11 protein-coding genes and 1 riboswitch are annotated in these 12,627 nt (G+C 71.6%); of the genes, 4 read left to right on the forward strand and 7 right to left on the reverse strand.

Translation table 11 applies throughout. The features are described 5' to 3' along the window. Nucleotides 1–13: 13 nt before the first annotated feature. The 4 genes from HLB15_RS00070 to HLB15_RS00085 are packed head-to-tail and all read right to left on the reverse strand — an operon-like array spanning nt 14 to nt 4,292. The gene (locus HLB15_RS00070; RefSeq protein WP_171102462.1) at nt 14–1,078 is read right to left on the reverse strand and encodes an App1 family protein phosphatidate phosphatase; all 1,065 of its coding nucleotides are present in this window, start codon (nt 1,076–1,078) and stop codon (nt 14–16) included. 16 nt (nt 1,079–1,094) lie between these two features. Continuing rightward, nucleotides 1,095–2,006, reverse strand: a complete 912-nt coding sequence (locus HLB15_RS00075; RefSeq protein WP_171102463.1) for a carbohydrate ABC transporter permease — start codon at nt 2,004–2,006, stop codon at nt 1,095–1,097. Between the two features lies 1 nt (nt 2,007). Further along, the gene (locus HLB15_RS00080; protein ID WP_171102465.1) at nt 2,008–2,964 is read right to left on the reverse strand and encodes a carbohydrate ABC transporter permease; all 957 of its coding nucleotides are present in this window, start codon (nt 2,962–2,964) and stop codon (nt 2,008–2,010) included. Nucleotides 2,965–2,978: 14 nt separating this feature from the next. Further along, nucleotides 2,979–4,292, reverse strand: a complete 1,314-nt coding sequence (locus HLB15_RS00085) for an extracellular solute-binding protein (RefSeq protein ID WP_229784914.1) — start codon at nt 4,290–4,292, stop codon at nt 2,979–2,981. 191 nt (nt 4,293–4,483) lie between these two features. On the opposite strand from HLB15_RS00085, the gene HLB15_RS00090 reads away from it, so the two are divergent. The 4 genes from HLB15_RS00090 to HLB15_RS00105 all read left to right on the forward strand — a co-directional run bounded on the left by HLB15_RS00090 (nt 4,484) and on the right by HLB15_RS00105 (nt 9,609). Next, a complete protein-coding gene (locus HLB15_RS00090) occupies nt 4,484–5,521 on the forward strand; it encodes a LacI family DNA-binding transcriptional regulator (RefSeq protein ID WP_171102467.1) in 1,038 nt (345 codons plus the stop codon). Between the two features lie 116 nt (nt 5,522–5,637). Next, nucleotides 5,638–7,503 carry a glycoside hydrolase family 2 protein gene (locus HLB15_RS00095; protein ID WP_229784916.1) on the forward strand — a complete coding sequence of 622 codons (1,866 nt, stop codon included), beginning with the start codon at nt 5,638–5,640 and terminating at the stop codon, nt 7,501–7,503. A 137-nt stretch (nt 7,504–7,640) separates the two neighbouring features. Continuing rightward, nucleotides 7,641–8,285 carry a lysophospholipid acyltransferase family protein gene (locus tag HLB15_RS00100; protein WP_171102471.1) on the forward strand — a complete coding sequence of 215 codons (645 nt, stop codon included), beginning with the start codon at nt 7,641–7,643 and terminating at the stop codon, nt 8,283–8,285. A gap of 121 nt (nt 8,286–8,406) precedes the next feature. Beyond that, complete coding sequence (locus HLB15_RS00105) at nt 8,407–9,609, forward strand: golvesin C-terminal-like domain-containing protein (protein ID WP_171102473.1); 1,203 nt, start codon at nt 8,407–8,409, stop codon at nt 9,607–9,609. Between the two features lie 16 nt (nt 9,610–9,625). On the opposite strand, the gene HLB15_RS00110 is transcribed toward HLB15_RS00105, so the two are convergent. The 3 genes from HLB15_RS00110 to HLB15_RS00120 form a co-directional block, all read right to left on the reverse strand. Continuing rightward, the gene (locus HLB15_RS00110) at nt 9,626–10,570 is read right to left on the reverse strand and encodes a methylenetetrahydrofolate reductase (protein WP_171102475.1); all 945 of its coding nucleotides are present in this window, start codon (nt 10,568–10,570) and stop codon (nt 9,626–9,628) included. Nucleotides 10,571–10,574: 4 nt separating this feature from the next. After that, a riboswitch (SAM riboswitch) is annotated at nt 10,575–10,673 on the reverse strand. A 142-nt stretch (nt 10,674–10,815) separates the two neighbouring features. Further along, nucleotides 10,816–11,739 (reverse strand): carbohydrate ABC transporter permease, encoded by a 924-nt coding sequence (locus tag HLB15_RS00115; RefSeq protein WP_229784917.1) that lies wholly within the window; start codon nt 11,737–11,739, stop codon nt 10,816–10,818. Beyond that, nucleotides 11,739–12,614 (reverse strand): carbohydrate ABC transporter permease, encoded by an 876-nt coding sequence (locus HLB15_RS00120; RefSeq protein WP_171102477.1) that lies wholly within the window; start codon nt 12,612–12,614, stop codon nt 11,739–11,741. The genes HLB15_RS00115 and HLB15_RS00120 overlap by 1 nt, the downstream gene beginning before the upstream one ends. Nucleotides 12,615–12,627 lie beyond the last annotated feature (13 nt).

Here is a 12,627-nt window from a genome sequence, read left to right on the forward strand (position 1 = left end):
CCGGCCCCTCGCGTCACAGCAGGCCCGGTACCTCGGCGAGGCGGCGGGCGAGCTCGGCACCGTCGCGACCGGTGACCGTCGGCACCGGCGCGTCGGCGTCCCGCTCCGGGTCGCCGCCGCCGGTCGGCGCGTTGCCCGCGAGCACCTGCTGCCCGCCGGTGAGCTCGCGGATCGCCACGGCCCGCACCCGCCCCGGGCGACGGCGCGCGGCCCGGTCGTAGATCTCCGGGTCGTGCTGGCCGTCGTCGCCCACGAGCAGCCACCGCACGTGCGGGAACCACGACATGAGCAGCTCGAGGCTCGCATCCTTGTGCGCGGGGCCGCTGCGGAACCAGCCGGTCAGGGTCGGCCCCCAGTCGGTGAGCAGCAGCGGCCCGGCCGGGTAGCCGTTGCGCTCGAGGAACGCGCGCAGCGTGCCCGCGGTGTTCCACGCACCGGTGGACAGATAGAAGAAGGCGGCGTCCGGGTGGGCCTCGCCCAGCGTGCGGTAGAGCTCGGCCATCCCGGGCACGGCACGCCGCGAGCTGGAGTGACGCACGAAGGTGTTCCACGCCGCGAGCAGGGGCCTCGGCACCGCCGTCACCATGGTCGTGTCGTCCATGTCGCTGATGACGCCGAACCGGGTGCTCTCGTCGAGCACCACGACCGTCGCCTCACCGACCACGGGCTCGGCGACGTCGGGGCAGGTGAGCGTCACCCGGTGCGCGCCGGCGGCCAACGGCTCGTCCGTCGGCACCTCGACGTCGACGTACCCCGCCCGGTCGCTGGCGACGTCCGACGTCGTGGCGCCGACCTGGACCCGCACGCGCTGGTGCGGCGCCGGGACGGTGAGGTAGTGCCGGAAGCCGCGCCGCCCGGCACGCAGCAGGTCCCGGTCGGGGCCCGTGTGCCCGCGCGGGGCGAGCAGCACCCGGGCGAGCACGCGGACGCGCTCGGGCGTGCCGTAGCCGGTGTACGCCTCCAGGCGAGGGCGCCAGCCGAGGCGGGACAGCGTCCACCCCGCCGCGGCGTAGAGGTGGTCCTCCACCACCGCGGCGAGGTGCGGACGCTGCGAGGGATGCGGGGTCGGGGTCGCCATCCCTCATTCTGACGGACTACTGCCCTCCCATGCCCGTCGTCGCGACGCCCTGCACGATGCGCCGCTGGAACAGCATGAACACGACGAGCAGCGGGAGCGCCGCGATCATCGCGGACGCCATGTTCTGCGCGTACTGCACGCCGTAGGCGTTCTTCACCGTCGAGAGGCCGACCGGCAGCGTCATGAACTGCGGGTCGGTCGTGACGATGAACGGCCAGAGGAAGTTGTTCCACGCGCCGATGAACACGAAGATCGCGACGGCCACGAGGATCGACCGCGACAGCGGCAGCACGATGGTCCAGAACAGCCGCCACGGCCCGGCGCCGTCGATGCGGGCCGCGTCGAGCAGCTCGCTCGGGATCGCGTCGAAGAACCGCTTCAGGATGAACACCATGACCGGCGCCACCACCTGCGGCAGCACGATGCCCCAGAACGTGTCGACGAGGCCGAGGGCCTGCATCTGCCGGAACAGCGGCACGATGAGGATCTGACCGGGCATCATGATCGAGGCGATGGTCAGCCACTGCAGCAGGCCGCGCCCCTTGAAGATCGTCTGCGAGAACGCGAACGCCGCCATCGCGGAGATGAGCACGGTGAGGAACGTGACGAGCGTGGCCACGACGAGACTGTTCCACATCCAGACCAGCAGGTCGCTGTTGCTCAGCACCTGCTGGTAGGCCTCGAGCGTCCAGCCCTGCGCGGGCCACCACGACGCGGGCAGCGCTGCCTCGGCCTCGTGCTTGAAGCTCGTCACGGTGCCCCACGCCAGCGGCACGAGCCACAGCGCCGCGAGCACGATCAGGGCGGCGAGCGCCCCCGCACGGGCCCACGGAGACGGTCCGATGGTCAGCTTGGTGAGGGTCCGGTTCTCGGCACGCTGCTGCGCTGCGCTCGCCCGACGGACGGCGACCAGGTCGGCGACGGACATGTCAGGCCTCCTTCCTGGCGGGCATGAGCCGCACCAGCGTGAACACGAGGATCAGGGCGAAGAACACGTAGGAGATCGCCGAGGCGTACCCGAGCCGGTAGTTGGTGAAGCCCGTGTCGTAGATGTACTCGAGGATCGGCCGCGTGCTGCCGTTCGGCCCACCACCGGTGAGCAGGTAGATCTGGTCGAAGACCTTGAGGGACGCCAGGAGCTGCAGCACGACGATGACGCCGGTGATGGTGCGCAGCTGGGGCAGCGTGATGGAGAACAGCCGGCGCCAGCCGCCCGCGCCGTCGATGGTCGCCGCCTCGTACTGCTGCTGCGGGATGCCCTGCAGAGCCGCCAGGTAGAGCAGGAAGTTGAAGCCGACGGTCCACCACACGGTGACCAGGGCGATGGAGAACATCGCGACGTCCTCGTCGGTGAGCCACCCGATCGGCTGGAGGCCGAGCTGGGTCATCCACGTGTCCAGCAGGCCGATGTCGGGCTGGAACAGCCACGCGCTCAGCGCGGACACGACGGCGCTGGTCAGCAGGTAGGGCGCGAAGAAGGACATGCGCCAGACCCACTGGCCGGGCAGGCCCGTGTGCACGAGCAGCGCCATGATCAGCGCCACGAGCACGAGGGGCACCGTGCTCAGCACGGTGAACCACAGCGTGTGCAGGAGCGTCTCCCACACCTGCGGGTCGCTGAACGCCTCCGCGTAGTTGTCGAAGCCGATGAACTCGCTGCCGGTGCCCGTGAGGCTCTGGTCGGTGAAGCTCATCCACAGGCCGTAGAGCGTCGGCCAGACGAGGAAGAAGCCGACGGCCACGGCGAAGGGGGCCACGAAGAGGTACCCGGACCTGTCACGCTCGCGCAGGGACTTGCGGGTACCTCCCGCCGCGCCGGCGCCGGCGGGCTGCCGTACCGGCGCCTTCCCGGCGGGGGCGGTGATGCTGGGGTTCGAGACGGTCATCGTCGTCCTCTCGATCAGGCGGGGTTGGGCTGGGAGAGGAGCCGGTCCATCTCACGGAGGATGCGGTCGACGGCGGTGCGCGGAGGCGCCTCGCCGGACAGCGTGTCGGTCATCGCGTCGCCCATCCGGTTCTGGAAGTCGCTGCCGCCGCCCGAGAACCACACGTCGGGGTCGAACACGGCGATCTCGGCCGCCCGGGCGTAGTCGCGCTGCGGCGTGAGCTCCTGGTAGGCGTCCTGCTCGACGACGGGCTGGTACGCCGGGATGTGGCCGGCCGAGGCCCACGTCATGCTCTGCTTGAGCAGCCCGGCGAGGACCCGGTAGGTCGCCTCGCGGGCGGCCGGGTCGGCGTGCGCCTGCCGCGGCAGCACGAACGCGTGGGAGTCGGCGTAGTTGGCCGGCTGGTCGAAGATGGTGGGGAACGGTGTGGCCCCGACCTCGGGCAGCGCGTCGCGGAACATCGGCAGGTCCCACTCGCCGCTGAACATCATGCCCGCACGGCCGGACATGAAGCGGCCCGACGCCGCACCGCCGTCCTGGTTCCGCGCCGCGACCGTGCCGTCGACCATCTCCTGGAGGAACTCGAAGACCTCGACGGCGGCATCGACGTCGAGCTCGGCCTTGCGGCCGGGCACCAGGTCGTAGCCGCCACCGTTCTGGGTGTAGAGGCCCCAGAACATGCGCCAGCAGCCGGCCGGGTCGCGCAGGTAGCCCCAGCCGACGCCTGTCTCCCCCGTGACCTCGGCGACGGCGCGGCCGGCCGCGAGGAACCCGTCGGTGCCGGAGATCGCGTCGTAGTCGAGCTTGCCGTCCGCCCCGGTGAGGCCGGCCTGGCCCACGAGCTCGGGGTTGTTGAACAGGATGTACGGGTGGGTGTCCAGCGGCAGGGCGTAGAGCTGCCCGTCGTACTGGGCCTTCTCCCACACGGCAGGCGCGAAGTGCTCCTGCCGGACGCCGAGCGCGGCGAGCGCGTCGAGGTCGAACGGCTCGAGCAGGCCGCCGGGCGCGTACCCCGCCAGGCGCGACATGTGCATGACGGCGGCCTCGGGCGGCCGCCCGCCGGACGAGGCCATCGCCAGCTTGGTGTAGTACGGCGAGCCCCAGGCGAGCGTGGTGGAGTCGAGCCGGATGTCAGGGTTCTCCGCCGCGACCGCCGCGACCATCTCCTGCATCAGCGCGCCGTCGCCGCCGGAGAAGAGGTCCCAGATCATGACGGCCGGTCGGCCTGCGCCCGCCGCGCTGGGCGTCGCGCACGCGGCGAGCGAGCCGCCGAGCGCGATGCCGCCTGCTCCCACGAGAGCGGCCCGCAGCACATCGCGCCTGCTCACTCCTGGACTGCCGCCCGCGCGCATGCGGGCTCCTGACCCGGCCGCGGGGCGTCCTTGCCCTGCGATACCGCGTCCTCGAAACACGGTCATCATCGACCTCCCATGGTGCAACGTTGCGCTCCAACGTTGGATCACGATGGACTAGGCTGCGCGTCCCGTCAAGGGGCGAAGGGGCGGAAGGAAGTGAAGGGTTGTCGGAACGAGCGAGCCGTCGGGTAGGCATCAAGGAGGTCGCCGCCGCTGCGGGTGTCTCCTGGAAGACCGTGTCCAACGTGGTCAACGACACCGGGCGCGTCGGCGCCGCGACGCGGGCGCGCGTGGAGGCGGTGATCGCGGAGCTGGACTACCGCCCGAACCTCGCGGGCAGGCAGCTGCGCCGCGGGCGCACCAACACGCTCGCTCTCGCTGTGCCGTGGGTGCACTCCCCGTACTTCTCCGCGCTCGCGCACGAGATGATCGACGTCGGCAACTCCCGCGGCTATCGCGTCCTCATCGAGGAGACCCGGTCCACGCGGGAGACGGAGCTCGAGGTCGCGCGCGGGTTCGACGTGCAGTCGATCGACGGGATCATCTTCTCGCCGCTGGAGCTGTTCCCGGCGGAGATCGACGAGGTCCGCGGCCCGGTCCCCCTGGTCCTGCTCGGTGAGCGCGCGGACCAGGACCCGGCGCGGGAGCGCCGGACGGACCACGTCAGCATCGACAACGTGCGTGCGGCCACCGAGGTCGCCCAGCACCTGCTGGAGTCCGGTCGCCGGCGCCTCGCGTTCCTCGGCGACGAGCCGCGCGGCGTCGCCCGCACCGGCGCGCAGCGCGTCCAGGGGTTCCGCGAGGCGCACGCGGCGGCCGGCGTCGAGGTCGACGAGCGCTGGATTCTCGGGGCCGCCGAGTTCTCCCGCTCGGCCGGAGCCGAGTCGGTCGAGGCGGCCCTGCCCCGGATCGACCAGATCGACGGCCTCATGTGCGCGAACGACGAGCTCGCCCTCGGCGCGCTGCACGCCCTGCGGCGCAACGGCGTGCGCGTGCCGGAGGACCTCGCGGTCACGGGCTGGGACAACACGGAGGACGGCCGGTTCGCGAACCCGTCGCTCACCACGGTGGCGCCCGACCTGCGGGCGATCGCCGAGACGGCGGTCGACAGGGTGCTCACGCAGCTCGCGAACCGGGCGGTGGACCCGGTCGACGCCGTCGTGCCGCACCGCTTGCTCGTCCGGGAGAGCAGCCGCGCCTGACTGCTGGCGCCCGCCGGAAGCCCGCTCGCGGGCACCGACGGTGATACAACGTTGCATTTCTGCGCGGAGCCGTGTTGAATCGCCGCGCACCTGTCGTAGACGCAATGGAGCAGCTGATGACCTTCCTCGACCGCTTCTCGCCCGCGGGCGCGCCGACGGCCACGGCCGTCCCGCGTCCGGAGTACCCCCGGCCGCAGATGGCCCGCGACCGCTGGCTCAACCTCAACGGCACCTGGCAGTTCGAGATCGACCCGGGCGACACCGGGCTCGAGCGCGGGCTGGTCGAGCGGCCTCTCCGTGACGAGATCACCGTGCCGTTCGCCCCGGAGTCGGAGCTCTCCGGGGTCGAGAACACCGACTTCCTCGAGGCGGTCTGGTACCGCCGCGAGGTGACGATCCCCGCCGACTGGGCCGAGGTGGGTGACGACCCGCACGTGCTGCTGCACTTCGGCGCCGTCGACCACGACACCACCGTGTGGGTCGAGGGCACGGAGGTCGTGCGGCACCGCGGCGGCTTCACGCCGTTCACGGCCGACCTGCACGGCGTCGCGGCGCCCGGCGACACGGTCACCGTCGTCGTGCGGGCCCGGGACACGCGGCACGGACCGCAGGCCCGTGGCAAGCAGAGCACCCGCTACGCGAACTACGAGTGCAACTACACCCGCACCACCGGCATCTGGCAGACGGTGTGGCTGGAGCCGGTGCCCGCCACGCACCTGCGCCGTCCGCGGATCACGCCCGACCTGTCGAGCTCGGCGTTCGACGTCGTGGTGCCGCTCTCGGCGAACCGGCGCGGCCACACCGTGACGGTGACGGTGACCGACGCCGACGGCGAGGTCGCGAGCGCCACCGCGCGGGCCGACCTCGACCTGGCGCCGGCGCTGCGCGTCGTCGTCCCGGCCGACCGGGTCCGCACGTGGGGTCCCGAGGACCCGCACCTGTACGGCATCGACGTCGAGCTGCGTGACGCGTCGGGCACCGTCGTCGACTCCGTGCGCTCGTACGGCGGGCTGCGCTCGGTGTCGGTCGACGGCACGGCGATCCGGATCAACGGCGAGCACGTCTTCCAGCGCCTGGTGCTCGACCAGGGCTACTGGCCCGAGTCGCTCATGACGGCGCCGTCGGACGAGGCGCTCGCCCGCGACATCGAGCTGGGGCTGGCGGCCGGCTTCAACGGCGCCCGCCTGCACCAGAAGGTGTTCGAGGAGCGGTACCTGTTCCACGCCGACCGCCTCGGCTACCTCGTGTGGGGCGAGTTCGGCGACTGGGGCGTGGGCGGCTACGGCACGCCGGCCGACCACCAGCGGCCGACGACGTCGTTCGTGGCCGAGTGGCTGGAGGCGCTGCAGCGCGACTACTCGCACCCGTCGGTCATCGGCTGGTGCCCGCTCAACGAGACCCACCAGGACCTGCACGACCGGATCACCCAGCTCGACGACGTGACCCGCAGCATGTGGCTCGCCACGAAGGCCGCCGACCCGACGCGCCCCGTGCTGGACGCGAGCGGCTACGCGCACCGCGTGCCGGAGACCGACGTCTGGGACTCGCACCTCTACGAGCAGGACCCCGCGACGTTCTCCGAGCTCGTGGGTGGCCTCGCGGACGGCGCGCCGTACGGCAACCGCCGGGACGACGGCCGCCCGATCTCGCAGCCGTACAACGGCCAGCCCTACTTCGTCAGCGAGTACGGCGGCATCTGGTGGAACCCGGAGACGGCCGCGTCCGCGAGCGGGAACTCACCCGACTCGTGGGGCTACGGCCAGCGGGTGCGCGACGAGGAGGAGTTCCACGAGCGCTTCGCGGGCCTCACGGACGCGCTGCTGGACGACCCCCTCATGTTCGGCTACTGCTACACGCAGCTCACCGACGTGTTCCAGGAGGAGAACGGCATCTACCGGTTCGACAGGAGCGTGAAGCTCGACGTCGACCGCGTGCGTGCCGTCCAGGTGCGCCCCGCGGCCTTCGAGAAGCCGACGGACTGACACCGTCGTCCCGTGCCGGACGCGCTGCTCACGAGGGTGGGTGGTGCGTCCGGCACGTTCTCTTGCAGGTCTCTTTAGTCTCTTTCGCCACATAAGTGCCCGTCCGCACAGCCGCTTGAGGGGTGCACAATAGGCCGGTGACGTACCGGTTCCTCAAGCTGATCCTCTCGCTGCTCGTGCTCGTGCTCCTGCGCCCGCGCGTCACCGGCCTGCACAACATCCCGAAGCAGGGTGCGGTGATCCTGGCGAGCAACCACCTGTCGTTCATCGACTCGCTGCTCATCCCGATCATGGCGCCGCGGCACGTGGCGTTCCTGGCGAAGGCCGAGTACTGGACGGGCACGGGGCTCAAGGGCCGGCTGTCACGCTGGTTCTTCACGAAGATGGGCGACATCCCGGTGCAGCGCGACGACCCCCGGGCGGGGCAGCGTTCGCTGGAGGACGCGCTGGCGGTGCTCCAGCGCGGCGGCGCGTTCGGTATCTACCCCGAGGGGACGCGCTCGCGCGACGGCAAGCTGCACAAGGGCCACACGGGCGTCGCGTGGCTGGCGCTGACCGGCAAGGCGCCGGTCGTGCCCGTGGCGCTGCTCGGCACGGACAAGGTCAAGCCGATCGGCAAGATGCCGCGGCTGGCCCGCGTCGAGGTGCACTTCGGCGCGCCCATCGATCCCTCGCGCCAGATCGCGGCGGGCACCAAGCCCGCACAGGCACGGCGCGAGCTCACGGAGCAGGTCATGCAGTCCATCCAGGCGATGAGCGGCCAGGAGCGGGTCGACACCTGAGGCGCACGCCGGGACATCCCATCCGGATATGGGCTGGATGTGATGTATCGGCGCTCTGCGCGCACGGTGATACTACGGGTGAAATCGGCACGTCCCCGTACGACCGACCGTGGAGGCACCCGTGCACGAACACGTCCCCAGCTCCACCGACCACGACTCCTGCGACCACACCTCGCTCGACCGCCGCGCGCTGCTGCGCGGGGCCGTCGTCCTCGGCATCGGCGCCGCGGGCGCGACGGTCGCCGCCGCACCCGCGGCCGCCGCGACCGGCGGCAGCGTCGCCGCTCGGCCCGGCGAACCGTCCCTCGCGCCCTCCCCGGAGGCGCCGGCGGACGCGCCGTCCGGCGCCCTCGCCGGGGTCGAGATCGCGGCACCGACCATCGCGAGCTGCTCGACGTGGGGCGCCGAGGCGCCGCGCGGGACCATCGACTCGGTCTCGACCAACCCGAACAAGATCCTCATCCACCACACCGCCTCGGCGAACGTCAGCGACGTCTCGCGCGCGGCCGGGTACCAGATCGCACGCGACATCCAGCAGTGGCACTTCGCCAACGGCTGGGTGGACTCGGGCCAGCACCTCACGGTGAGCCGCGGCGGGTACGTCATGGAGGGGCGGCGCGGCTCGCTCTCCCGCCTGCAGAACGGCAGCGGCATGGTCGTGGGGGCGCACGCGCCGGGACAGAACAGCCAGGCGATCGGCATCGAGAACCAGGGCACCTACACGAGCGCGACGCCCCCGGCCCAGCTCTGGAGCAGCCTCGTCGAGCTGTGCGCCTACATCTGCGACCGGTACGGCATCGCGCCCACGCAGATCTACGGCCACCGCGACTACACGGCGACGGCGTGCCCCGGCGACGTCCTGTACGCCATGCTGCCGCAGCTCCGCTCGGAGGTCGCCGCCGCACTGTCCGGCACGAGCTGGTCGGTGGTCGTCGACAACACGTCCGGCGGCTTCTCCGCCGGGTCCTCCTGGCAGACGTCGTCGTACTCGGGCGAGCGGTACGGCGCGAGCTACCGCTACGCGACGCCTGCCGAGGTGAGCGACCTGGCGACGTACACGGCGACGATCCCGTCGACGGGCTCCTACCGGGTCGAGGCGTGGTTCCCCGGCGTCGCCGGCTACAACACCGCGACGCCGTTCATCGTGTACACCGGCACCGGCTCGTCGACCGTCCGGGTCGACCAGTCGACGGGCGGCGGCGCCTGGCTCTCGCTGGGCACCTACGCGATGACGGCGGGCACGCGCACCGTCGTCGCCGTCAGCCGCTGGACCCAGGGTTCGGCGTACGTGGTCGCGGACGCGATCCGCATCACGCGGCTCTGACCGGCGGAGCGGCGGCTCAGGCGGCCGCCCGGCCCGTCAGGCCCGTCCGGGCCAGGAGGTCGAGGGCCGGGCGGTGCTTGTTGAACGTGTAGACGTGCAGTCCGGGCGCACCGGCGTCGAGGACCTCGCGGGCCAGTGCCGCGGAGTACTCGACGCCGTGCGCGTGCTGCGCCTCGGCGTCGACGGAGCCGTCCGGCCCGGTGAGCCGATCGAGGTCGCGCAGCAGGCCCGACGGCGCCGCGACGCCCGTGAGCTCCTCGACGCGGCGCAGGCGGCGGGCCTCCGTGGTGGGCAGGATCCCCGCCAGGATCGGGATCGTGACGCCGGCGGCCCGGGCGGCGTCGACGAACCCCGTGTACGAGTCCGCGCGGTAGAAGAACTGCGTGATCGCGAAGCTCGCGCCGGCCTCCTGCTTCTCGAGCAGCCGGTGCACCTCCTGCTCGCGCGTGGTGCCCGCGCCCGGGTTGCCGTCGGGGAACGTCGCGACGGCGACCGCGAGCGGGTGGGCGGCCGACCGCAGCGCCGCGCTGGCGTCGGCGGCGCACCGGCGCTCGTCGACCTGGCGCAGCAGCCGCACGAGGTCGACGCTGGAGCGCACCCCGTCCTCCGGCGGCGCCCAGTCCGGCTCGTCCCGCGGCGGGTCGCCGCGCAGCGCCAGGAACGAGCGCACACCGGCCTCGAGAAACTCGTCGATCACCTCGGACACGTCCTCGCGCGACGCCCCCACGCACGTCAGGTGGGCGACGGGCAGCACAGGGGTACCGCGCAGGAGTCGCGCGAGGACGTCGCGCGACGTCGCCCGGTCACCGCCGCCCGCGCCGTAGGTGACGGAGACGAAGTCCGGGCCGGCCGCCACGAGCTGCTCGGCCGTCTCCCAGAAGCGGGGGGCGACCTCCGGCCGCCGCGGGGGCATCAGCTCGAACGAGATCGTCGGGCGGTGCGGGTGTACCTCGGCGACCATGTCAGCTCCATCGAACCTGGCGTGAGCACCTTGCGTCCCTCGGCCGGTCGGCAGGTTGCTGCGGTGTCATGGAGCCAGGACTCTCGACCGCTCTGGATGGGGTTCTCCACCATGCTAAGCGACCGTCCAGCACGGGGACAGATTTTGTCCGAGCGCCGAGACGAGCGCCGAGACGGGCCGCGGGACGGGCCGCAGGACGACGAGGGGGCCGGCGCGGGACGTCGCGCCGGCCCCCTCGCCACGGGTCACTTGACCGAGCCGGCCACCAGCCCGCCCACGAGGCGCTTCTCGATGGCCATGAAGAGGAGCACGACGGGCACGATGGCCACGATCGACACCCCGAACACGTAGTGCCACGACGTCTCGTACTGCCCGACGAACTTCGTCAGGGCGACCGACAGCGGCTGGTTGCCCGCCGTCGTGAGCAGCACGAGGGAGGCCGCGAACTCGTTCCAGGACGCGACGAACGTGAACACCACGGCCGTCACGATGCCCGGCCACACCAGCGGCAGGTTGATCCTGGTCAGCACGGCGAACGTGCCCGCGCCGTCGAGCTGCGCCGCCTCGTCGACCTCCTTGGGGATGCCCGCGAAGAAGCTGTGCATGATCCAGACGGCGAACGACAGGTTGAACGCCGCGTTCACCAGGATCATCGCGAGCCAGGTGTCGAGGATGCCCACCGCGATGAACTCGCGGAACAGGCCCGAGGTGAGCACGGCGGGCTGCACCATCTGCGTCACGATGACGAGGAACAGGAACACCAGTCGCCCGCGGAACCGGAACCGCGCCGTGTAGTACGCGGCGGGCAGGGCGACGGCGAGCACCAGCAGCGTGGCGCACAACGAGATCACCAGGGTGGAGACCAGGTTCTGCAGCAGCGGCGTCTCCGGCGTCGACCACATGGTGAGGTAGTTGTCCCAGTGCCACTCCCGCGGGAAGTACGTGGGATCGACCGACCGGATCTCGGCCTTCGTCTTCACCGAGCCGAAGAACATGATCAGGTACGGCAGCAGGAAGACCACCAGCACGACCAGCCCGCCCAGGAGGCGCAGCAGGAGCGAGCCGAGGGGCACCTGGTCGGTCGTGTACCGCCGCGGGCGCCGCACGCCGCCGGGCGGGGGCGAGCCGGCGGTGCCCGTCGTCGTCTGCTCTTGCGTCAGCACGGCCATCAGACCTCCTCCAGCGGGCGGACGAACCGCACGTAGACGGCGACGATCGCGACGACCACGAGGAACGCGATGACGGACAGCGCGCTCGCCAGGTCGATCTGCCGCTGGTTCTGCATGTACTTGAAGATCATCGTCATCACGGTGTCGGCGTCGTACCCGGGGATGGAGCCGGTCATCACGCGCAGGATGGGCAGCGAGTTGAACACGTTGATGATGTTGATCAGCACCGCGACGGAGACGGCGCCCCGAAGCTGCGGCAGCACCACGCTGAGATAGGTGCGGACCCCGTTCGCGCCGTCGAGGCGCGCCGCCTCGACCGTCTCGCCGGGCACCGTCTGGAGCCCCGCGAGGATCGTGTACGTGGTGAACGGCAACGACACGAACACGGCCACCACCATGGCCCACGCGAACGCGGTGCCTGCGTGCCTCGTCCAGCCGTAGCCCTCCGGCGTGTCGATGAGGCCGACGTCCACGAGGAACGAGTTGATGATGCCGAAGTACGGCTCCAGCCCGTAGTGCACCACGAGGGTGGTCATCACGACGCTGGAGGCCCACGGCACGATGACGGCCATGCGCACCAGGCGGCGGCCGGGGAACGCCTTGTTCAGCAGCGCCGCCAGGGCGAGCGAGATCACCAGCGTGCACGCGACGACGACGACCACCCAGACGACGGTGCGGCCGAGGATCGGCCAGAACGCGTCGAACCCCACGACCGCCGCGAAGTTGTCGAGCCCGACGCCACCCTTGTCCACACCGCTCTGGCTGATGTCGCGGGTCGAGTTCCAGAACATCAGGCCCACCGGGAACAGGACCACGGTCGCGATGAGCGCGACCGCGGGCCCGATCCACGGCAGGGCCTTGAGCAGGTCCTTCACGGCTGTCGTCCGA

Source organism: Promicromonospora citrea (genome assembly GCF_013004695.1).
Taxonomy (GTDB): Bacteria; Actinomycetota; Actinomycetes; order Actinomycetales; family Cellulomonadaceae; genus Promicromonospora; species Promicromonospora citrea.